This is a genomic window from Streptomyces sp. NPDC052496 (assembly GCF_040679095.1).
Taxonomy (GTDB): Bacteria; Actinomycetota; Actinomycetes; order Streptomycetales; family Streptomycetaceae; genus Streptomyces.
The window spans coordinates 117941-139655 of record NZ_JBFAUH010000018.1; the positions used below are offsets into that span (position 1 = coordinate 117941).

A 21715-nucleotide genomic window follows, 5' to 3' on the forward strand; every position below is an offset into this window, starting at 1 on the left:
CCGTTCCCGTGACGACCGGTCATTGTCCCGCCGTGGTGGATTCGGGGCGAGACGCGCGGCGGACCGGTCCGGCCGGCCGCGGATTCCCGGGCCCGCGGAATCCGTACCCATCCGGACGGCGCGCGGCCCCGAATAGCCGCCACAGCTCCGGTACGGCCGCACCGCCGCCGTACCGGGGCGCCCAGGCCGGCCCGCCCGGCCCATCCGAGGGGGAGGACGATGACCGCCACCGCGCAGGACGAGAAGAACGCCAGGCCAGGCAAAGGCAGGAGGAGGCGCCACCGGACCGTCGCCGTGCTGGCGTGCGGTTCGCTGGCCACCGCGGGCATCGCCGGCGCGGCCGCCGGGCCGCTCGCGGTCCGCTCCGCGCAGGCCTCCAGCCACCGGGAGGCACCGCAGATCTCCGGGCAGCCGGAGTACGACACCACGGACGTGTACGCGTACCAGAGCCCCGACAAGCCGGACACCACCACGCTGACGGTGAACTGGTGGCCGTTCGCGGAGCCCGCCGGCGGCCCGAACTTCTACAAGTTCGCCACCGACGCGCAGTACGACGTGCACGTGGACAGCGACGGGGACGGCCAGGGCGACCTGATCTACCGGTGGACGTTCAAGGACCACTACCGCAGCGGCGACACGTTCCTCTACAACACCGGCCAGGTCACCTCGCTCGACGACAAGGACCTGAACTACTACCAGACGTACGACATCGACCTGCTGCGCCTGAAGGACCAGAAGGTCGTCTCCAGCTCGAAGATCGCCGACGATCTGACCGCCGCGCCCTCCAACGTGGGCAAGGCCTCGATGCCGGACTACCAGAAGCTCCGCGACCAGGCGGTGCGACCGGTCGCGGGCGGCGGGCAGACCTTCGCGGGCCAGGCGGACGACCCGTTCTTCCTGGACCTGCGCGCCTTCGACCTGCTGTACGGCGGTGACCTCTCCGAGGTCGGCCGGGACACGCTCAAGGGCTACAACGTGCAGTCGGTGGCCCTCCAGGTGCCGACGAGCGAACTGCGGCAGTCCGCCGCGCAGCCGGTGATCGGCGTCTGGTCCACCACCCAGCGCAGGAACGCCTCCGGCGGCTGGTCGCAGGTGTCGCGGCTGGGCAGCCCGCTCGTCAACGAACTGGTCGTACCGGTCAAGGACAAGGACCGCTTCAACGCGTCCGCGCCGTGGAACGACGCGCAGTTCCTGAAGTACGTCACCGACCCCGAACTGGCCCGCCTGATCGAGAAGATCTACGGGATCAAGGCGCCGGCGCTGCCCCGCAAGGACCTCATCCAGGCCTTCCTGACCGGCATACCGAAGCTCAACCAGCCGCCCAACGTCCGCCCCGCGGAGGCGCTGCGGCTGAACACCTCCATCCGGCCCACCGCACAGCCCAAGCGGCTCGGCGTCCTCGACGGGGACAACGCGGGCTACCCGAACGGCCGGCGGCTCACCGACGACGTCGTGGACATCTCCCTCCAGGTGGTCGAGGGCGAGCTGGTCGGGCAGAAGAACGACCTGGGGGACGCGGTCGACACCAACGACCTGGCCTTCGGGAAGACCTTCCCCTACCTGGCGCTGCCCACCTCCGGCTCCGAAGGACCGCTGGCCAAGAAGTCCGGTGCCGACCGCACCGGCTCCGGCGGCCAGGGCACGACGAACCAGTCCGCCGGGCTGCGGACCGGACTGCGGTCGCAGGACAGCGGCACGGGTGACAGTGACGACGCCGTACTGATCGCGTCCGCGTCGGCGGGCGCCGCCGGACTGGTGCTCATCGGGACCGGCCTGCTGTGGCTGCGTGCCAACCGGCGCGCGAGGGCCGGGCGTTGAAGCACCCCAGGACGCCCAGGAGCGCGCGTGGCCGGCTGGCCGCCGCCGTCGTGACCGTGCTGCTCCTCGCTTGCGCGGTCACCATCGGCGGGCTCGCCCTGGGCGGTGGCGGCGGCCGGGCACCCGCCCTCGTGCCCGCGCCGTCGCCGCCCGACGTCCCCGTGGGCCGCGGCGCGGCAGCCGGCCTGACCGGCACCGTCAACGCCCTCCAGGCACGGCTGCGGGAGCGGCCCGGGGACTGGTCCGGCTGGGCACAGCTCGGCGCGGCCTACGTCGAACAGGCCCGTACGACCGGCGACCCGACCCGCTATCCGCAGGCCGAGAACGCCCTCGGCCGCTCGCTGGCGCTCCGGCCGCGCGGCAACGACGCCGGGCTGGCGGGGCGGGGAGCGCTCGCCGCCGCCCGGCACGACTTCCGCGCCGCGCTGCGGGACGCGGACGCCGCGCTCGCGGTCAATCCGTACAGCGAGCGGGCGCTGGCGGTCCGCGTGGACGCACTGGTCGAACTGGGCCGCTACGACGCGGCGCTGGCGGCCGCACGGCACGCCGACGCGGTACGCCCCGGACTTCCGGCCTTCACGCGGCTCGCGTACGTACGGGAGCTGCACGGTGACACCGACGGCGCCCGGACGGTGCTGGACCTGGCACTGCGGTCGGCCGCGCAGCCCGACGACATCGCCTACGTCGCCACAGCGCTCGGCAACCTGGCGCGCGGTCAGGGCCAGTACGTGACGGCCCTGCGGCACTACGGGGCCGCGCTGCGGGCCGTACCCGGGCATCTTCCCGCGCTGGAAGGCCGGGCCCGCACCTACGCGGCGCGCGGGCAACTGGGCACGGCAGCCCGCGAACTGCGCGAAGTGGTCCGCCGCTACCCGCTGCCCGGCCCCTTGGCGGCGCTCGGTGAGGTCTACGAAGCGCGCGGCGAACGGGCCGCGGCCCAGCGGCAGTACGCCCTGGCCGGGACCTGGACCGACCTCGCGCGCGCCAACGGCGTGGCCGTCGACCTGGACACCGCGCTCATCGAAGCCGACCACGGCGACCGGCAGGCCGCCCTGCGCGCCGCCCGCGCCGAATGGGGCCGCCGCCACACCGTGCACAGCGCCGACGCCCTGGCCTGGGCCCTGCACCGGACCGGCCGGGACCGGGAAGCCCTCCCCTACACCGAGCGCGCCGCCGCCCCCGGCTTCCGGGACGCGGCGTTCCGCTACCACCGCGGCATGATCGAGCGCGCGCTCGGCCGGGCCGCCGACGCCCGCCGTGACCTGACCGCGGCCCTGCGCCAGGACCCCGGCTTCTCGCCCACGGGCGCGGCCGCGGCCCGGTCCGCACTCGCCTCCCTGGGAGCCGGACGGTGACCCGGCGGGCCGCCGCCCTGCTGGTGACGGTGCTCGCGGCCGCCCTGCTGCTGCTCGTACCGGCCGGTCCCGCGAGCGCGCACCCCCTGGGCAACTTCACCGTCAGCCAGTACGACGGACTGGTCGTGCGGCCCGGCGCACTGCGCGTGGACCATGTCGAAGACCTCGCGGAGATCCCGGCCGCCCAGCAGAAGGCCCGTGTCGACCGGGACGGGGACGGGCGGATGAGCCGTACGGAACTGGCGGGCTGGGCCCGCGAGCGCTGCGCGACGGCGGCCCGCGGCAGCGGGCTGACCGTGGCCGGGCGCCGGGAAGCCTTACGGACCGCACGCGCCACGGCCGCCGCCCGGCCCGGCCAGGCCGGGCTGCCGACGCTGCGTCTGGAGTGCCGGCTGACGGCGCGGCTGCCGTCGGACGGGCGGGCCGCACTGCGGTTCCGCGCGGCGCCGGGCGACGGCGCGCCCGGCTGGCGGGAGATCACGGCCCGCGGCGACCGGACCCGGCTCACCGCGTCCGACGTCCCCACGGCGTCGGCCTCCCGCCGGCTGGCCGCGTATCCGCGGGAGGTGCTGGCGTCACCGCCCGACCGCCGCACGGCGGCCGTACGTGCCGTGCCGGGCGGACCGGCGCTGCCGGAGACGGCCGGTGCGCCGCCGGCGGCCGCCCCGCCCGCCGGGTCCGTCCTGCCGCGGGGCGCGGACCGCTGGACCCAGGCGCTGACCGGACTCGTCGCCCGGCACGCGCTGACCCCCGCTTTCGCGGCCCTCGCCCTCGGCGCCGCCCTGCTGCTCGGCGCGCTGCACGCGCTCGCGCCGGGGCACGGCAAGACCATGATGGCCGCGGCAGCGGCGGCGGGCGGCCGCAGTTCGCGGCGGGACGTGCTGGTCCTGGGCCTGTCGGTGACCATGACGCACACCCTCGGCGTCTTCGCGCTGGGCGCGCTGATCGCCGCCGGGTCGGCCGCCGCGCCCTCCGTGGTGGCCTGGCTCGGGGTGGCCAGTGGGGCCCTGGTGGCCGGGGCCGGAGCCGTACTGCTGCGCCGCGCCCTGCGGCTGCGGCGGAACGGGCACGGGCACGCGCATGGGCACGGGCATGGGAACGGGCAGGAACACGGCCACTCCCATCATCACCAGCACCCTCACGAACACCACCACCATCACCCCACCCGCCCCGGCCTCCGCGGCATCGTCCTGCTCGGGTTCGCCGGCGGGCTGGTGCCGAGCCCCTCCGCGGTGGTGGTCCTGGTCGGTGCCGCGGCGCTGGGCCAGGCGTGGTTCGGGTTCCTGCTGGTCGTCGCGTACGGCGCGGGGCTGGCCGGGGCGCTGGCCGCGGCCGGTCTGCTCGCCGTCCGGCTGACGCTGCGGCTCGGTGGCCGGCTGACCGCCGGACGGGGGGCCGGTGCGCGGCTGCTGTCCGCCGCGCACCGGCTGGCTCCCGTCGGCACCGCCGCCGTCGTCCTCCTGCTCGGCTGCGGATTGCTGCTCAAGGGGGCGGCAACAACGCTGGGTTGAGGTACGTTTCCACCGGATCGCTCTTTCGCGAGGGGGGGCTCGTCCATGAGCGAGGGTCCTGGCGGTGCGGGAACCGGCGGCCAGCGGGGCGGCGGGGACGGCGGACGGCTGCTGGCGGACCGCTACCGGCTGGTCGACGAGCTGGGCCGGGGCGGCATGGGAGTGGTGTGGCGGGCCAGGGACGAACTGCTGGCCCGCGAGGTCGCCGTCAAGGAGGTACGGGCGCCGCGCGACCTGTCGGGCCGCGAGGAGCAGCTGCTGTACACGCGGCTGGAGCGGGAGGGCCGGGCCGCGGCCCGGATCTCGCACCGCAACGTGGTGACCGTCTTCGACGTGGTGTCCGAGGGCGGGCGCCCGTGGATCGTCATGGAGCTGGTGCGCGGCCTGTCGCTGGCCGAGACCCTGGACGCGGAGGGCCCGATGGCGCCGGCCCGGGCCGCGGGCATCGGGGCGCAGGTGCTGGCCGCGCTGCGGGTCGCGCACACGGCGGGCGTGCTGCACCGGGACGTGAAGCCGGGCAACGTCCTGCTGTCCAACGACGGCCGGGTGGTGCTGACCGACTTCGGCATCGCGCGGGTGGCGGGCTCGGCCGCGCTGACGCTGACGGGTGAACTGGTGGGCTCGCCGGAGTTCCTGGCGCCGGAGCGGGCGCTGGGACAGCAGGCGGGCCCGGAGTCGGACCTGTGGTCGCTGGGCGTGACGCTGTACGCGGCGGTGGAGGGGCACTCGCCGTTCCGTCAGGACACACCGCTGACCACCTTGCGCGCGGTGGTCGACGAGCAGCTGCCGCCGCCGCGCCGCGCGGGTCCGCTGACGCCCGTGTTGGAGGGGCTGCTGCGCAAGGACCCGCGGGAGCGGCTGGACGCGGCCGAGGCGCAGGGGATGCTGGAGGCGGTGGCGGGCAGCGGTGCCACGCCCACGGTGGTGGTGCCGCCCGGCCAGCCGCCGACGGTCACCGCCGGGCACGGCGCGCCCGCGTACGGGTACGGGCCCGCGGCGCCGTGGCAGGAGTCCGGCCCGCCCACCGGCTCGCCGGCCGGAGGGCCGGTCGGGGCCGCCACCACGACGACCGCGGCCGGCCAGGAGGCCGAGCGGCTCCGGCGGCGTTCGGTCCGGCTGCTGCTGGCCGGTGCGCTGCTCGCCCTGCTGGCGGCGGGCGGAGTGGCGTACGCGCTGCTGGACGGCGGCGGCACACCGGCCCGTACGCCGGGCAGTACGACGGGCGGCGGCTCCGGGGGCAGCACCGGCGGCGGGGGCGGTACGGGCGGCGGGGGCGCGTCCCCGGGGCGGACGGCCTCCGGCGGTACGGCGACCGCCACCACCCCTGGCGCCACGACTCCCGGCCGTACGTACCCCGGCACCACCGCGCCCGGCCACACCTACCCCCGCACCACCCCTCCCCGTACGACCACCCGGCCGCCGGCCACGACGCACCCCACCACCGCCGGGCCGACCACGCCGGCGCCCACCACCTCCGCGGGCACGGCCACGGGCGGGGCGACGGGCGGGGCCACGGACGGCGGACCGTACGGCGGGGCGACGGGTTCGCGGGACGGCGGCGGTCCGCAGCCGTAGAAAAGTCCCGCACGGGGCGGGACTTCTCCGAGGGGGGCGGGGACGGGTCAGGCGGCGGCGCCGAAGACCGGCAGGTAGCCCTTGGCCTGGCCGTTGGCGGTGGGGTGGTAGGAGTTCTCCACGGGGAGGGTCACGCTGTGCAGCCAGGGGGCCGCGGAGCAGATCTCGTGTCCGGCGAAGGTGGTGTTGACGTCCGCGAAGGTGAAGCCGTGGTCGGCGGCGCGCTTGGCGGTGACGGCGTTGATGTCGTCGGCGGCGGCGTTGATCGCCGCGCGGGACTTCTCGGAGAGGCCGACGGCGCAGCCGCCGCCGAGCTTGTAGAAGCGGGGGTAGCCGAGGACGACGACCTGGGCGGCGGGTGCCTTGCCGTCGATGGCGTCGTAGACCTGGTCGAGCTTGGCGGGCAGCGTCTGGTGGACATAGGCGCGCGCCGTGGCGACGCGCCGCAGGCAGGCCGCCTCGCCCTGGAGGGCACAGGTGGTCATGGTGTCGGCGAAGCCCGCGTCGTTGCCGCCGATGGTGATGCTCACCAGGTCCGTGCCGGAGTTGACCGGGGCGAGCTGCTGGGCGAGCACATCACCCGTACGGGCGCCGGAGCAGGCCGTGAAGCCGAAGGACGAGGGGGTGTGGGCGGCGGCCCACAGGGCCGGATAGGACTTGGTGCTGCGCTTGCAGGAGCCGCTGCCGCTGTCGTAGCTGCCCGCCCCCACGCCCGAGGAGTAGGAGTCGCCGAGGGCGACGTAATCGGTGGCTTTCGGCCGGGGGGCGGACACGGCGGCGCTCGCGCCGGAGAGCGCGAGCGCCGAGGTGACGAGGAACGCGGACGCCGTCGCCGCGCATCGGGACAGTCTCATGGAACCTCCCTGAGCAGGATCTCTGCCCCTCCTGATGTAGCAGGACCGCTTCGTTACGGGAAGTGTCGGCGCCGATACTCACGATCACGAGTGACCTCGGTGGACGTGTCGCGATATCGGCGCCAGGCGTACATGACACCCCGTCGGACGGCGGACGGACGCCGGGGTTGCCCACCACAGCGATCAGGCCACACCGCCCCCGGCGCACAGCACCCCACCCCGGGCGGCCGCGCCCGGCACCGGCGCTCCGCCGGTGTCCGGACCGTCCGGCAACCGCCCGAAGGTCGCCTTCGGCCCCTGCTCCGACGCCTTCGTGAGCGGTCCGGGGCCACCGTCGACCACGCGGTGGACATGGCCCGTTCACGCCTTCGTCGCGTCTTGACGGCCGCGCGCCCCCTGCGCGACATTGAAGCCCGGCATCAGGCGCTTATGGGGGGCAAAGCTGCCAATGCACACCAAGACCATCAACGGCAACGCGCCGGACGGCGATCCGGAGGCCGACGCGCCCGCGCACGCCGGTCCGGAAGGCGACGGGCCGGGCGGCCCGGAGCCCGGCGCGGGCGGGCGGCTGCGCGCGGACTCGGCGCCCGTACTGGCCGGGGCGGCGGTGGCCGTGGGTGGGGTGGGGGCCTTCCTGGCGCTCGCCGACATCGCCTCGCCGCTGCGTGCGCCGTGCACCCTGTTCTTCCTGGTGCTGGCGCCCGCCACCGCCGTCGCCACCGCGCTGGGCCGGCTGGACCCGCTGAGCAGGGCCGTCGTCGCGGGGGCCGCGGCCGTCGCGGTGGACCTGCTGGTCGCGCAGGCCATGCTCGCGCTGCACGTCTGGTCGGCGCGTGGCGGGGTGGTGGCCGTCGCCGTGCTCAGCGGCATCGTATTCCTAGGGGTCAGCGTGCGGCGCCGGCGTGCCGGCGCCCGTGGACGGGGAAGTCGGACGAACTGACGTGGACATCAGCGTGTACCGCCCGGGTGAACTCAGCGGCACCGACCGGGCGGCGTGGAGCACCGTGCAGTCCCAGGCCCACCTGCTGGGCACACCCCAGCTGGCGAACCCGTTCCTGGCACCCGAGTTCGCCCTCGCCGTCGGCCGGTGCCGGCGCGGCGTGCGGATCGCGGTGATCCGGGAGGACGGCGAGCCGGCCGCGTTCCTGCCCTTCCAGCGCTCACCGCTGGGCATCGGGCGGGCGATCGGGCTGGGGGTCTCCGACGCCCAGGGGCTGGTGCACCGGCCCGGCTTCCAGTGGGACTCCCAGGAGCTGCTGCACGCCTGCGGACTGTCGGTGCTGGAGTTCGACCACCTGGTGGAGGGTCAGAAGCCCTTCGAGACGGCACAGCTGCGCGGCTTCCCCTCCCCTGTGGTCGATGTGGACCAGGGGTACGGCACGTACCGGGCGTGGCTGCTGGAGAACTCCCCGAAGTTCACCCGCCGGACCCTGTCCAAGGCGCGCAAGCTGGGCCGGGAGGCCGGTCCGCTGCGGTACGTGCACGACGAGCGCGACCCGGCGGTGCTGCACCGGCTGCTCGACTGGAAGTCGGCGCAGTACCGCAGGACGGGGCGGAGCGACCGCTTCGCCCACCCCTGGATCGTCCAGCTCGTCGACCAGCTCTTCCACACCCGTAGCGGGTCCTTCGCCGGGCTGCTGTCGGTGCTCTACGCGGGCGAGGCACCGGTCGCCGCGCACTTCGGCATCCGTTCCGAGCGGGTGCTGTCCTGCTGGTTCCCCGCGTACGACCCGGCGTACGCGAAATACTCGCCCGGCCTGGTGCTGCATCTGCACATGGCCGAGGGGGCCGCCGCGGAGGGGCTGGCCTATATCGACCTGGGACGCGGTGAGAAGCAGTACAAGGACTGTCTCAAGACGCGGGAGCTGACGGTTTCCGAAGGCTGGGTGTCACGGCACCGCCATCCGGTCGCGCTGGGTCACCGCGCCCACCGCGTCCCGGTGCGGGCCTTGCGCAACACGGTGGTGTCCCGGCCGGAATTGTTCGGACCGGCTGATCGCCTCCTCAAACGGATGGGCCGAATCCGGTCGCGCGGTTGATCAGCGGACCGCTCCATATACGCCAATGACCCGGAACGGGATACGAGGGCGAGGTATTGCCATAGAGTCCCAGTCATCAATACCGTCGTACATCACCCGCACCGGCACGTCATGCAAGGCGGCTCTAGGGGAGGGCTCAAGCGCCGCGACAGGGCCCGGGGCGGGGCGCGGTAGGGGGGTGCCGTGTCCGATCTTCACATGACGAGAACCGCGTCGATCATCGGGACACGAGCCGCGCGGCCGGAAACACGCATGCCAGCTCACCCTGTTCACCCGGCGGGAAGATCCATGCCGTCCTGAGCGGGGTGTGAACCCCCCTTTCGAACCGGATACCCATCCGGGCCGCCCGGGGGTGGGCGGTCCACCGGACGAGAGGGAAAAAGACTCATGAGTTCATTCCTCCACTCCGCACAAACGGATCAGAAGCCGTTGACGCCGGTACCCGCCGAGGGTCAATACCGTCCCGTTTCCTCGCATCTGGCCATAGCTCCGCCGGTCAGTGTCGTGATACCCGCGATGAACGAGGCCGAGAATCTTCCGTACGTCTTCAAGACACTTCCGGAGTGGATACACGAAGTGGTCCTGGTCGACGGGAATTCCACCGACGAGACGGTGGCGGTCGCGCGCGAACTGCGGCCGGACGTCAAGGTCGTCGAACAGCGCGGCAAGGGCAAGGGGGACGCCCTGATCAGCGGGTTCGCCGCCTGCACCGGGGACATCATCGTGATGGTCGACGCGGACGGCTCCGCGGACGGCGCCGAGATCGTCAGCTATGTCTCCGCGCTGGTGGGGGGCGCGGACTTCGCCAAGGGGTCGCGGTTCGCCAACGGCGGCGGCACCGACGACATGACGCCGGTGCGCAAGCTGGGCAACCGGGTGCTGACCACCGTGGTCAACGCCAAGTTCGGGGCCCGCTACACCGACCTGTGCTACGGCTACAACGCCTTCTGGCGGCACTGCCTGGACCAGATCGCGCTGGACTGCGCCGGGTTCGAGGTCGAGACGCTGATGAACATCCGCGTGGTCAAGGCCGGCCTGAAGGTGCAGGAGATCCCCAGTCACGAGTACAACCGCATCCACGGCGTGAGCAACCTGCGCGCCGTACGGGACGGGTTCCGGGTGCTGAAGGTGATACTGAGCGAGCGCAGTACGCGCCACAAGCGCCCCGCCCGCCCGGCCGTGATCACGGGAGAGGCGTCTTGAGCGTCCGTGTCTCCGTAGTGATCTGCGCGTACACCGAAGACCGCTGGGACGACATCCTCGCCGCGGTGGCCTCGGTGCGCGACCAGTCCCATCCGGCCCACGAGACCCTGCTCGTGGTCGACCACAATCCGGCCCTGCTGGACCGGCTGAGGGAACGTTTCACGTCACCGGGGGGAAGCGCTCCGGTACGCGTCCTGGCCAACGCCGGGCCGCGCGGCCTGTCCGCCGGGCGCAACACCGGCATCGCGGAGTCCACCGGCGAGGTGATCGCCTTCCTGGACGACGACGCGGTGGCCGAACGCGACTGGCTGCTGCACTTCGCCGAGGGCTACGCCGGCCCGCGCGTCCTGGCCGTCGGCGGCCGGACCGAGCCGGTGTGGGCCTCAGGGCGGCGGCCGGCCTGGTTCCCCGAGGAGTTCGACTGGGTGGTGGGCTGCGCCTACCGGGGACTGTTCCCCGCCGACACCGGCCCCGGCACCCCGCACACGGTCCGCGTCCGCAACGTCCTGGGCGGCAACGCCTCCTTCCGGCGGGAGGCGTTCGAGATCGCCGGCGGGTTCGCCACCGGCATCGGCCGGGACGCCGGGAAACGCCCGCTGGGCTGCGAGGAGACCGAGCTGTGCATCCGGCTGGCCCGCGCGGTGCCGGACGCCGTGCTGCTGGTCGACGACCGGGCGGTGATCCACCACCGGGTGCCGGAGGGCCGGGAGCGCTTCGCGTACTTCCGCTCCCGTACGTACGCGGAGGGCCTGTCCAAAGCGCTGGTGACACGCAGCGTGGGCGCCCGGGACGGACTGTCGGCGGAGCGGCGCTACGCGACCCGGGTACTGCCGGCGGGCATCGCGCGCGGCGTGCGGGACGCGCTGCTGCGGCGGCCGGGCGGCGCCGGCCGGGCGGGCGCGATCGTCGCGGGGGTGTCCGCCACCGCGTTCGGCTACGCGCTCGGGAGCCTGCGGGCGCGGCGCGACAGGCGGACGACGGGCAGCGGCTTCGTGGTGGTGCCCGTACCGGACGGGACGGGAGGTACGGCCCGGTACCCCACGGGCCCGCACGATCCGGCCAAGCTGACGCTGCCCGCAACTGCCCGGGCGGGCGGGGAGTCTTCGTCTCCGGGGAATGAGGGGGCGGTGGCATGAGCGCACCGTGCAGGGTGCCGATCCTGATGTACCACGCGGTCGCGCACGCGCCCGCGCCGGCCGCGCTGGACCTGTCCGTGACACCGCGGGCGTTCGCCGAGCAGATGGCGGTGCTGGACGACCGCGGTTTCACCCCGCTGACCACGGCCGAGCTGGGGACGGCGTGGCGGGGCGGCCGGCCGCTGCCCGAGCGGCCGGTGCTGATCACCTTCGACGACGGTTACGAGGGCGTGCACCGGCACGCCCTGCCCGCGCTGTCCAAGCACGGTTTCGCGGCCACCCTCTTCGTCTCGACGGGCTGGCTGCGCGGCCCGTACGACACCGGGGGCGCCCTGGACACCATGCTGGACTGGGACCAGACCCGCGAACTGGCCGCCTCCGGTGTGGAGATCGGCGGCCACAGCCACAGCCACCCGCAGCTGGACCAGATGTCCGACGACCGCCTGTGGTTCGAGGTCACCCGCTGCAAGCAGCTCGTCGCCGAGCAACTGGGCGCTCCCCCGGTGTCGTTCGCCTATCCGTACGGCCACTCCAGCCGGCGGGTGCGGCGGGCGGTGCGCGGCGCGGGCTTCCGGCAGTCGCTGGCGGTGAACAACGCCCTGGCGGGGCGGTGCCAGGGCCCGTACGCGCTGACCCGGCTGACGGTAGGGCGCGACACCGGTACCGAGGACTTCGCGCGGCTGGTGGAGGGCCGGGCCCTCGGTCGGTACTTCGCCCGGGAGCGGGCGCTCACCAAGGGCTACGCCGTGGTCCGCAGGACCCGTCAGGCAGTCAAGGCAGTGGGGAAGGTGCGCGGAAGCCGTGTCTGACACGACCACCCGGTCCGAGCGGCGTACGGAGCGGGGACCGGCCGGGGACGGGCGCAAGCGCCTGTTCGGCGGCCGGCTCCCCGGCGCGCGGGGCGGAGGCAGCCCGCTGTTCCGCAACGCCTACGCGCTGATGCTGAACACCGGCATCTCCGGACTGCTCGGTCTGGGGTTCTGGCTGGTCGCGGCCCGGTACTACACGGAGTCCGCGGTCGGCCAGGGCTCGGCGGCCATCGCCGCGATGAAGCTGCTGGCGGGGCTGACCTCGCTGACGCTGACCGGCGCGCTGGCCCGCTACATCCCGGTCGCCGGGCGCTCCACCGGCCGGCTGGTCCGCCGTACGTACCTGGGCAGTTCGCTGGTCGTCGCGCTCGCCGCGACGGTCTTCCTGCTCACCCTGAACCTGTGGGGGCCGTCGTACCGGTTCCTGCACGGTCCGGTCCACGGGCTGGGGTTCATCGTCGCCGTCGTCGCCTGGTCGGTGCTCACCCTCCAGGACGGAGTGCTGACCGGGCTGCGCAGCGCGCTGTGGGTGCCGGTGGGCAACCTGGTGTTCTCCACGGTCAAGCTGGGGCTGCTGGTCGCGTTCGCCGCGGCGATACCGACAGCGGGGGTCTTCGTCTCGTGGGTGGCCGCCATCGGGATGTCCGTACTGCCACTGGGCTGGCTGGTGTTCCGGCGGCTGGTGCCCCGGCACGTGAAGGCCACCGAGCGGACCGCCCGGCCGCCGTCGCTGCGCGAGATGGGGCGCTTCCTGGCCGGTGACTACACCGGTTCGCTCTTCTCGCTGGCCGTCGTCTACCTGGTGCCGGTGCTGGTCGCCTCCCAGGTCAGCTCGGCCGACAACGCGTACTTCTACATCACCACCACCATCGGCGGCACGGTCAACCTGCTCGCCATCAACATGGGCGCCTCGCTGACCGTGGAGGGCTCGCACGACCCGGCGCGGCTGGCCGAGAACACCCGGGCGGCGCTGCGCCGGATGGCCCGGATCATGATCCCGGTCTGTCTCTTCCTCTTCGTGTGCGCGCCGTACATCCTCGCCGTCTTCGGCCAGGGGTACGCGGACGCCGCCACCCCGCTGCTGCGCTGGTTCGCGGTGGGCGCCGCGCTGCGCGTCGTGATGGAGGTCTACTTCGCGGTGCTGCGTGCCCAGAGCCGTACCTCCGGCCTGGCGTACATGCAGGGCCTGCTGTGCGTCCTGGTCCTCGGCCTGACGGTGCTGCTGCTGCCGCGGATGGGGCTGACCGGTGCGGGTGTCGCGGAGATCTCCAGCCTGGCGGTGATCGTCTCGATCGCGTCCGTCAAGCTGTACCGCATCCTCAAGGGACGCCCCTCCGCGCCGCTGACACGGGCGCCCGCCGAGGGCCTGGCGCCGGACGGGGACCTGGCGGACCTGGCCGTCAACGGTGATCTGGGGGACGCGCGGGCGCCCCGCCCGGACACCGCCGTACCGCCGGCTCCCGACCGCGCACGGGAGGCGGCGGGCGACGCGGCCGACGCGGTGCCGCACCGGCCCCGGTGGGCGCAGCGGGCCCTGGGGGACGTCGACACGATGCCCCTGGGACTGCACGTGGACTTCGAGCACATGGAGCGCCGGCCGGACGTCCGGCCGCCGGCGCCGACCTGGGCGCAGGGCGACGGGGACGGTGCTACGGGCCGGGACGGCGGTACTGGCCGGGACGGCGCTGCGGAGCGGCCGGTGCCCCCGGCCCCGACGGCGGCCGCGGCGCCCGCGGCGCCCGCGACGGTTCTCCGGGTGGAGCCTGCCGCGGCACCGGAGGCGGACGGTGCGCCACCGGCCCGGCCGGGCCCGGCCCCCGGACCACCCGCCGCCCCGTCCGCCCCGCTCAGGACCCGCCCCGCCGCGTCCGCCCTCCTCAAGGCCCGGCTCGCGGCATCCGGCCCGCTCGGCAACCGGCTCACGGCCCGGCTGGGCGACCGCCCCGACATCGGCATCTGGGCCCTGCTGGCCGCCGCCGTCGCGCTGTTCTGGCTGCCGCTGCGCGGCATGGGCGACGCCGACCTGGACCGGATGAACGGTCTCGGCCTGATCAGCGTGCTGCCCGCGGCGACCCTGCTGGGCGCCGTGCTGCTCGTCCTGGCCTTCGCGTCGGCCCTGTGGCTGTCCCGGCCGCGGCGCGCCCTGCTCACGGCCGTACTGATCCTGACCGTGGTGGCCCTGCACGCGCTGCCCGCCGTCCTGGAGGCCGAACCGCGCTTCCCGACGGCCTGGCAGCACCTGGGCTTCCTGGACCACATCGACCGCACCGGTTCCGCCGTGCCGGACCTGGACGCGCGCTGGAGCTGGCCCGGCTTCTTCGCGGCGGCCCAGTTCCTCGCCGAGGCGTGCGGCGTCACGGACTTCACCGAGGTGCTGCGCTGGTGGCCGCTGACCATCCAGCTGCTGTACCTGGCCCCGGTGTTCCTGCTGCTGAAGTCCGTACGGGCGGGCTGGCGGGCGAAGTGGAGCGCGGCGTGGCTGTTCGCGCTGTGCGGCTGGGTCGGCCAGGACTACTTCTCGCCGCAGGGCTTCACGTACCTGCTGTACCTGGTCTTCGCGGCGATCCTGCTGGTGTGGTTCCGCGACCCGCGGGTGCTGCGCGGCAAGCGCTGGCCCGGCGAGGCGGAGGTCGCGCCGGCCGGGCGGGGGCAGCGGGTGACGCTGCTGGCCGTGCTGGCGCTGCTGTTCACGGCGTCCGTGGCGGGCCACCAGCTCACGCCGTTCGTGATGCTGGGTGTGCTGACCTTCCTGGTGCTGGTGCGCCGTACGTCCCTGTACGGGCTGCCGCTGCTGTTCGGCGTGGTGGTCGTGGTCTGGGTCGGCTTCCTCGCCGAGCCGTACTGGTCCGGGCACTTCGACGAGCTGTTCGGCGGGGTGGGCGGCATCGGCGGGAACGTCTCCTCGTCCGTCACGGGCCGGATCGGCACCGGCGACAGCGTCCACAAACTGGTGCTGTACGCGCGGGTGGCGCTGGCCGGCGGGGTCCTGGCACTGGCCTGCTGGGGTGTGCTGCGGCGGCGGGCCGCCGGGTTCTCCGAACGGTCGCTGCTGGTGCTGACCTTCGTGCCGTTCCTCGCCTTCGGCATGCAGTCCTACGGCGGCGAGATGGCGCTGCGGGTGTTCATGTTCGCGCTGCCCGGCGCCTGCGTCCTGGGCGCGCTGGCGCTGTTCCCGCACGCCGGCGGCGCCCGCCGCGGTCTGGGGCCGCTCGCCGCCCTGCTGACGGGCGTGGTGCTGGTGACCGGCTTCCTGGTGGTGCGCTGGGGCAACGAGCCGTTCGAGCGCGTCCGGCCGGGCGAGGTGGCCGCGATGGACTACGTCTACGCGCACGACCGGCCCACGGCGCGACTGCTGTGGCCGACCGCCAACACGGTCGACGATGTCACACCGGCCATACCGTGGGGGGCCAAGGACATGGAACGGGTGCAGTACGTGCCCATTCCGGCGCCACGCGACCCGGTCCTGACCGACTCGGTCGTCGACGCGCTGCGCGACGCCGGACCGCAGTCCTACTTCATGGTCAACCGCGCCCAGGCCGAGTCGCTGCGCCTGGGCTCGGGCTATGCCAGGAGCTGGGAGCAGCGGCTGCGTACCGCCCTCGACCAGCGGCCCGAGCTGCGCCGGGTGCTGAGCAACGAGCACGCGGCGCTCTACGAGATGAAGCAGCAGCCGCCGGGGCCGGTGGACGAGCCGGATCCCGGCCCGGTCGGCCCGCGCATCACGTGGACGTCGTGGTCGGTGGTCGGCGCGCTGGCGGCCGGGGCCCTGATCCTGCTGCTCGCGGTCCGCGAAGTGGTGCGGGTGGCGCTGCGGCCGAGCGTGCGCAAGCTGCGCTGGATGCAGAGCTCCTTCTGGTTCGCCCTGCCGCTGCTGCTGGTCTTCCTGGTGGCGCTGGTCCAGCGGTTCGTGTCGATGTCGTGAGCCTCAGCGCTTCAGCCACTGGATGCCGTACGCGTCCAGCGTGACGGGCTTGCCGTCCACCGTCACCCGTACGGGGCGGTCGCGCGTGTTGACGGCCAGGACCTCCTCGTCGTCGGCGAGGACGCGGACGTCCGCGCGGCCGGCCCCGCCCACGGCGACGTGCTCGTAGGACGTACCGGGCGGGAACGCGCGGGAGAAGCGGGACAGCAGGTCCATCATGGGCAGCCGGCCGCCGCCGTCCCGCAGTTCGGTGCTGCGCCACAGACAGCCGGGGCAGTCGGCGCCCTCGTTCTGCGGGTTCCAGTAGAAGCCGCTGGTGGCGCCGCCCTCGGCCATGGAGATCAGCGCGCTCGCCTGGGTGGCGGTGCGGCGCGGCTCGCTCCAGCCCTTGCGGTCGTCGTTGCGGTCCGCGACCTCGACGTACCACTCCGCCCACCACAGGGGCAGGCCGGTCGTCTCCCGCAGCCAGCGCCCGACGTCGGCGAACTTACGGGGCGCGGTGAACGCGTCGGGCACGTACCGGTCGTCCTTGGTGTAACTGGAGCCGTCCACGACGACGAAGTCCGCGCCCGCCTTGTGCTCGTTCCAGTACTCGACGGCGTCGACGGTGCGCCGGTCGAGACTGCCCCACGGCCCCTTGACGTCGGAGGCGTACGTGTCGTCACCGGGCGCGTAACTGTCCATGACCGCGTACGGGCCGCCCACCAGATTGTCCTTGTCGGCCTTCTTCAGCTCCCGGTAGACCATGTTGTACAGGCGGGTGTAGCCCTCGTGGTCCCAGCGGTTGCGGGCCTCGTCGAAGAAGCCCTTCAGCTCGTTCCAGACGATGAAGTGCCGGATGTCCGGATAGCGGCGGGCGATCGTGCCGGCCAGCGCGGCGAAGTCCGCGTAGTGCTCCGGACTCGGCGCCTTCTCCAGCTCGCTCCAGTCCGTCCGCCCGGCCTTGCCGCCCTTCATCCAGTCCGGGGCGCAGCACAGCGTCAGTACGGGCGTGCCGCCGGTGCGGCGCATCAGGTCGACGCGGCTGTCCAGCTCCTTGAAGTCGTACGTGCCCGGGCTCGGTTCGGGGTTCTGCGCGCCCCAGCCCATGATGTGCTGGTTCTGCGGCATCGGGTCGCCGGACAGCAGCCGGCCGGCGCTCGCGGTGGCCGCCTGCTCGCCGCGGTCCGCGCTGTACTCGGTGTGGGTGAAGCCCCAGCCGACCTGCGCGGCGGGGGACGCGGCGGCCCGTCCGCCGTTGCCGCCGCTCTCCGGCGGGAAGCCGCACATCGCCAGCGCCATCGCCAGCGCCGCCACGCCCATCGCGAGCAGGGCGGCGGCCCGGTGCCGGTTGCGGACCCTGCGGCGTGGCCTGACCGTTGCGGTGCCCGGCGGTTCCGCGGGGTGCGGCGGCGCCGCTTCCGTACCGCCGTGCCCGTCCCCACCGTGACGTTCCCCATGACGTCCCACAACGAGCCAGCCTAGCCAGCTTCGCGGGCCGGGCGGCCGGTTTCCCGGTAAGTGCGGGGCGGGCGTCCGCCTGGCGCCGGCGTTCCCGGAGAAAGACCCGGTGACAGGGGAAATTCCGTGTACGCGGGGGCCGCTGTTGCCGGATCATGAGGGGCATGTGTGCCGACCGCGTCCAGCCGTCCCCCGCCGAGGAGTCCCTCCCGATCCGTCTGAACATGGACGACAGCGATTCGCCGTCCGATGTCGTCGACGCCCTGTTCCTGGGGCGCTTCGCCAGTGGTGCGCAGCCGTACGCGCGCAGCCGCTCGGTCGACCGGGTCAAATCCGGCCTGACGCTGCTGCCGCCCGGCGCCAAGGTGCTGCGCTCGGCCCGTGACGAGGACCGCAGCGCGACCCTCGCCGAGGGCGACGGCTTCACCCTGCTGATCTCGCGGTGGAACCGCGGCGCGGACGTGACCGTCACGGCCACCACCGACGAACTGGCCCAGAAGGTGCTGGGCCAGTCCGCCGACGGCGCGGAGGACGAACCGGAGCCCCAGCCGGAGAACGTCTCGATGGGCTTCTGGTACCTCTCCCCCCGGCGCGGTCCGCACCGGACGACCCGGCAGATCTCCGCCGGCACGTGGGACGAGATCCGCCCCAACTACACCGCGCCGGTGGCCGAGGCCCTGGACCGGCTGATGAAGGTGGCCCCCGAGGAGATCTCCGGACGGCTGCTGTTGCTGCACGGACCGCCCGGCACGGGCAAGACCTCCGCGCTGCGCACCCTGGCCCGCTCCTGGCGCGACTGGTGCCAGGTCGACTGCGTCCTGGACCCGGAGCGCCTCTTCAACGACATCGGCTACCTGATGGACATCGCCATCGGCGAGGACGACGCGGCCGGCAAGGGGCGCTGGCGGCTGCTCCTGCTGGAGGACTGCGACGAGCTGGTCCGCGGCGAGGCCAAGCACACGGCGGGGCAGGCCCTGTCCCGGCTGCTGAACCTGACGGACGGGCTGCTCGGCCAGGGCCGCAACGTCCTGGTCGGTGTGACGACCAACGAGGACCTGGAGCGGATGCACCCCGCGGTGGTCCGCCCCGGCCGCTGCCTGGCCCGTATCGAGGTGGGCCCGCTGAACCGCACGGAGGCGGTGCGCTGGCTCGGCAAGGAGGAGGGCGTCGGCCGCGACGGGGCGACCCTCGCGGAGCTGTACGCGCTGCGCCGCGGCACCGGCCCCGCCTCGGTCCCGGCGCAGGACTCGGGGGCGGACGCGGGGCTGTACCTGTAGCGGCGCGGCAGTCGGACGATCAACTGATCAGCCCAAAGCCCAGCGGCCCCGCGCGCCGAAGAGGAGGATGGACGCCATGGCCGACCGGATGCCGCCGGAGCAGGACTGCCCGGACTGCGGCGGTGCCGGGGAGGTCGAGTGGGAGACGCCGGGCGGTGGCTCAGTGAAGACGCGGTGCAGTGGATGCGCCGGTACAGGAAAGGTTCCGGCATGAGTCAAGGGAGGCCGCGCGGCGGGCCGGTCGGCTTGGATCCGCGCCATGTCGGCGTGCTGCTGTGCCCGTGCGGCCAGGACACGGTCAAGCTGCCCGGCCTGAACGAGGCGCTGTGCCTGCGCTGCTACGCGCTGGAACGTACGGCGTACGAGCGGCGGATGGCCAACGGCAACCACCGCGGCGTGGCGGCGACCGTCGCGGGCGACACCTGTATGGCGTGCGAAGGCGACGATGTGGACGCGGACGGCTGCCTGTGGTGGTGCAACCACTGCCACATCGTCACGCGCGTCGCCTACCCGGCCCCGTACCCCGGCCTCCCCCGGCCCAGGAGCCACCCCGCCTGGCTGCGCTGAACGGCCTGCGGGCGTCTCCTCATCCGTCAGACGGTGCCGGTGCGTCTACTCCTGCCGGTCCTTGGGGCGTTCCCGTACGAGGCAGAAGGGGTGGCCCGCCGGGTCGGCGTAGACGCGGAAGCCGTGGGTTCCGGTGTCGTGGGTGGTGTCGAGCAGGGTGCCGCCCGCGTCGAGCACCGCCCGGTGCGCGGCCTCCATGTCGTCGACGCCGAGGTCCAGGTGGGACTGTTGCGGGTGCGCCGGGTCCGGCCAGCGGGGCGGGCGGTGGTCGGGAGCACGCTGGAAGCCGAGGACCGGGCCGTCTTCGGGGTGCAGGGTCATCCAGTCGTCGTCGGTGGTCCACAGCGAGGTCGGGCGGTTGATCTCGCCGCCGAGCAGCTCCGCGTAGAAGCGGGCGAGCCGCAGGGGGTCGGGGCAGTCCAGAGCGGTGCACTGGATGCGGGCGAGGGCGGTCATGCGTCGTCTCCTGGGGCGGCGGTCAGTTCGTTGCTGGGGCGATGGTCAGGGTTCGTCTGGCGCGGAGGCGGTCAGGGTTCGTCTGGTGCGGAGGCGGTCAGGCTTCGTCTCCGTAGGTCGCGCGCAGGGCGTCCGTGACGGCCGCGAGGGCGGCGGCGTGGTCCAGGCCGAGCCGCCGGGCGCGCCGCGCGTAGGAGGCGGCGGCCGTCGCCGCTTCCTTGTCGGCCGCCTCGCCGGCCGCCGCGACGAAGGTGCCGTTGCGTCCCCGCGTCTCGATCACGCCGTCCGTCTCCAGGGCGCGGTAGGCCTTGGCCACGGTGTTGGCGGCCAGTCCGAGCTGTTCGGCGAGGCCGCGTACGGTGGGCAGTTTGCGGCCGACCGGCAGCCCGCCGGCGCGGGCCTGTCCGGCGATCTGGGCCCGGACCTGCTCGAACGGCGCGTCCGCCGCCTCCGGGTCGATGGTCAGCCGCAAGGGCGGCGCTTGCTGGACGGCCACGGTGGCGCTCCTGGTACGGGGGTTGCTGGGACGCAGGGGGTGGGTCGCCCCCATTGTGCGCCAGCGGCACCCGCCGTGTCCGCAGGGCCGCCCATGTCGCACCCTGACACGGCGCGGCCACCGGCCCGGCTGGAGCGCGTACCGCTCCCGCACGCTCCCCGGGCGCGCCGTTCACCACACCTCCGGTGCCGTACCGGTCCCACGGCCGGCGCACCGCCGTCCGCAACGGCCCGGCCGCCCCGGCCCTGCGGTGGTACCCCGCTCCTCTCCCCGCGATATTCGGAGGCGGCGCGCGGGTGGCGGGCGTAGCGTCCCGCTGATGACTCTCACCGTGCGCCTCTTCCGCCGCTCCGACGCCCGGGACGTCTGCGACGTACGGCGTCGCGTCCTGCCCTACGGGATCTCGACTCCGCAGTCCGTCGCCTGGGAGGTCGCCGAGGCGCCTGCCGCCCGCCGGTTGCGGCTGTTCGTCGCCGAGACCGGCGGCCGGATCGTCGGGGCGGCGAAGGCCGCCGTCGTGCACGACAGCAGCACGCCCGGGCAGGGCCTCGTCGCGCCGCTGGTCGACCCCGGCCACCGCGGGCGGGGCGTGGGCAGCGCCCTGCTGGACGCGGCGGAGGGCCACCTGGCCGGTCTCGGTGTCACCCACCTCCACACCTACCCGCACGACGACCCCCGCTCGATGGCCTTCGCCGAACGCCGCGGCTACCGCCGCCTGCGCCCGGCCCGTCACCTGCGCCTCGATCTCGCCCACGCCGCCCTCCCGCCGCTGCCCGCGAGCCTCCCGCCCGGTACGCGGCTGCGCACCGCCGCCGACCTCGGAGCCGACCCGCGCCCGCTGTTCGAGGCGGACGCCGAGGTCACGGCGGACGAACCGGACGGCCTGACCGTCGACGCGATGACGTACGAGGACTGGATCACCCACACCTGGGAGCACCCGGACATCGACCTGGACCTGACGACGGTGGTGACGGTCGGCGCCGAGGTCGCGGCCTTCAGCCTGGCCAGGACGGACGGCCAGGACCGCTACAGCTCGGAGATGACCGGCACCCGCCGTGCCCATCGCGGGCGGGGCCTGGCCAGGCTGGCCAAGACCGCCTCCCTGCACCGGGCCCGCGACGCCGGCTGCACCCAGGCGTTCACGGCCAACGACGCCGAGAACGCCCCGATGCTCGCCATCAACACCGCCCTGGGTTACCGCCCGTTCGCCACCGAGTGGCACTGCGTCCGCGCACTCCCGGGCGCCTGACCTCCCGG

The 21715-nt window shown here is 74.1% G+C and carries 17 protein-coding genes; 13 read left to right on the plus strand and 4 right to left on the minus strand.

Annotated features, from left to right (window positions below; all coding sequences use genetic code 11):
* Nucleotides 1-219: 219 nt before the first annotated feature.
* The 4 genes from AB0L45_RS23985 to AB0L45_RS24000 are packed head-to-tail and all read left to right on the plus strand — an operon-like array spanning nt 220 to nt 6259.
* Nucleotides 220-1818: a DUF4331 domain-containing protein gene (locus AB0L45_RS23985; protein WP_365843121.1), complete on the plus strand. Its 1599-nt coding sequence runs from the start codon at nt 220-222 to the stop codon at nt 1816-1818.
* Nucleotides 1815-3173, plus strand: coding sequence for a tetratricopeptide repeat protein (locus AB0L45_RS23990; RefSeq protein ID WP_365843124.1), 1359 nt, complete (start codon nt 1815-1817; stop codon nt 3171-3173). Before AB0L45_RS23985 ends, AB0L45_RS23990 begins: the two co-directional genes overlap by 4 nt.
* Nucleotides 3170-4684 (plus strand): nickel transporter, encoded by a 1515-nt coding sequence (locus tag AB0L45_RS23995; protein ID WP_365843127.1) that lies wholly within the window; start codon nt 3170-3172, stop codon nt 4682-4684. The genes AB0L45_RS23990 and AB0L45_RS23995 overlap by 4 nt, the downstream gene beginning before the upstream one ends.
* A gap of 45 nt (nt 4685-4729) precedes the next feature.
* Nucleotides 4730-6259, plus strand: a complete 1530-nt coding sequence (locus AB0L45_RS24000) for a serine/threonine-protein kinase (protein WP_365843128.1) — start codon at nt 4730-4732, stop codon at nt 6257-6259.
* 47 nt (nt 6260-6306) lie between these two features.
* Here AB0L45_RS24000 and AB0L45_RS24005 read toward each other — a convergent pair whose 3' ends face one another.
* The gene (locus AB0L45_RS24005) at nt 6307-7113 is read right to left on the minus strand and encodes an SGNH/GDSL hydrolase family protein (RefSeq protein WP_365843130.1); all 807 of its coding nucleotides are present in this window, start codon (nt 7111-7113) and stop codon (nt 6307-6309) included.
* Nucleotides 7114-7561: 448 nt separating this feature from the next.
* Here AB0L45_RS24005 and AB0L45_RS24010 point away from each other — a divergent pair, with 448 nt between their 5' ends.
* From AB0L45_RS24010 to AB0L45_RS24035, 6 genes are all read left to right on the plus strand, one after another.
* Nucleotides 7562-8053, plus strand: coding sequence for a hypothetical protein (locus AB0L45_RS24010; protein WP_365843132.1), 492 nt, complete (start codon nt 7562-7564; stop codon nt 8051-8053).
* Between the two features lies 1 nt (nt 8054).
* The gene (locus tag AB0L45_RS24015; RefSeq protein ID WP_365843134.1) at nt 8055-9152 is read left to right on the plus strand and encodes a GNAT family N-acetyltransferase; all 1098 of its coding nucleotides are present in this window, start codon (nt 8055-8057) and stop codon (nt 9150-9152) included.
* Between the two features lie 387 nt (nt 9153-9539).
* A complete protein-coding gene (locus AB0L45_RS24020; protein ID WP_365843136.1) occupies nt 9540-10355 on the plus strand; it encodes a glycosyltransferase family 2 protein in 816 nt (271 codons plus the stop codon).
* The gene (locus AB0L45_RS24025; RefSeq protein WP_365843138.1) at nt 10352-11491 is read left to right on the plus strand and encodes a glycosyltransferase family 2 protein; all 1140 of its coding nucleotides are present in this window, start codon (nt 10352-10354) and stop codon (nt 11489-11491) included. The genes AB0L45_RS24020 and AB0L45_RS24025 overlap by 4 nt, the downstream gene beginning before the upstream one ends.
* Nucleotides 11488-12300: a polysaccharide deacetylase family protein gene (locus AB0L45_RS24030; protein ID WP_365843140.1), complete on the plus strand. Its 813-nt coding sequence runs from the start codon at nt 11488-11490 to the stop codon at nt 12298-12300. Before AB0L45_RS24025 ends, AB0L45_RS24030 begins: the two co-directional genes overlap by 4 nt.
* Before the next feature lie 130 nt (nt 12301-12430).
* The gene (locus AB0L45_RS24035; protein ID WP_365843283.1) at nt 12431-16222 is read left to right on the plus strand and encodes a lipopolysaccharide biosynthesis protein; all 3792 of its coding nucleotides are present in this window, start codon (nt 12431-12433) and stop codon (nt 16220-16222) included.
* A gap of 3 nt (nt 16223-16225) precedes the next feature.
* Here the strand turns inward: AB0L45_RS24035 and AB0L45_RS24040 are convergent, their stop codons facing one another.
* Nucleotides 16226-17671, minus strand: coding sequence for a xylan 1,4-beta-xylosidase (locus tag AB0L45_RS24040; RefSeq protein WP_365843142.1), 1446 nt, complete (start codon nt 17669-17671; stop codon nt 16226-16228).
* Nucleotides 17672-17826: 155 nt separating this feature from the next.
* On the opposite strand from AB0L45_RS24040, the gene AB0L45_RS24045 reads away from it, so the two are divergent.
* Together AB0L45_RS24045 and AB0L45_RS24050 are read left to right on the plus strand one after the other, a co-directional pair.
* A complete protein-coding gene (locus AB0L45_RS24045) occupies nt 17827-18939 on the plus strand; it encodes a DUF5925 domain-containing protein (RefSeq protein ID WP_365843144.1) in 1113 nt (370 codons plus the stop codon).
* Between the two features lie 210 nt (nt 18940-19149).
* Nucleotides 19150-19506, plus strand: a complete 357-nt coding sequence (locus AB0L45_RS24050; protein ID WP_365843146.1) for a hypothetical protein — start codon at nt 19150-19152, stop codon at nt 19504-19506.
* Between the two features lie 45 nt (nt 19507-19551).
* Here the strand turns inward: AB0L45_RS24050 and AB0L45_RS24055 are convergent, their stop codons facing one another.
* Together AB0L45_RS24055 and AB0L45_RS24060 are read right to left on the minus strand one after the other, a co-directional pair.
* The gene (locus AB0L45_RS24055; RefSeq protein ID WP_365843148.1) at nt 19552-19962 is read right to left on the minus strand and encodes a VOC family protein; all 411 of its coding nucleotides are present in this window, start codon (nt 19960-19962) and stop codon (nt 19552-19554) included.
* A gap of 97 nt (nt 19963-20059) precedes the next feature.
* On the minus strand, nt 20060-20458 hold the full coding sequence (locus AB0L45_RS24060; protein WP_365843150.1) for a GntR family transcriptional regulator: 399 nt from the start codon (nt 20456-20458) through the stop codon (nt 20060-20062).
* Nucleotides 20459-20777: 319 nt separating this feature from the next.
* On the opposite strand from AB0L45_RS24060, the gene AB0L45_RS24065 reads away from it, so the two are divergent.
* Nucleotides 20778-21707 carry a GNAT family N-acetyltransferase gene (locus tag AB0L45_RS24065; RefSeq protein WP_365843152.1) on the plus strand — a complete coding sequence of 310 codons (930 nt, stop codon included), beginning with the start codon at nt 20778-20780 and terminating at the stop codon, nt 21705-21707.
* Nucleotides 21708-21715: the final 8 nt, after the last annotated feature.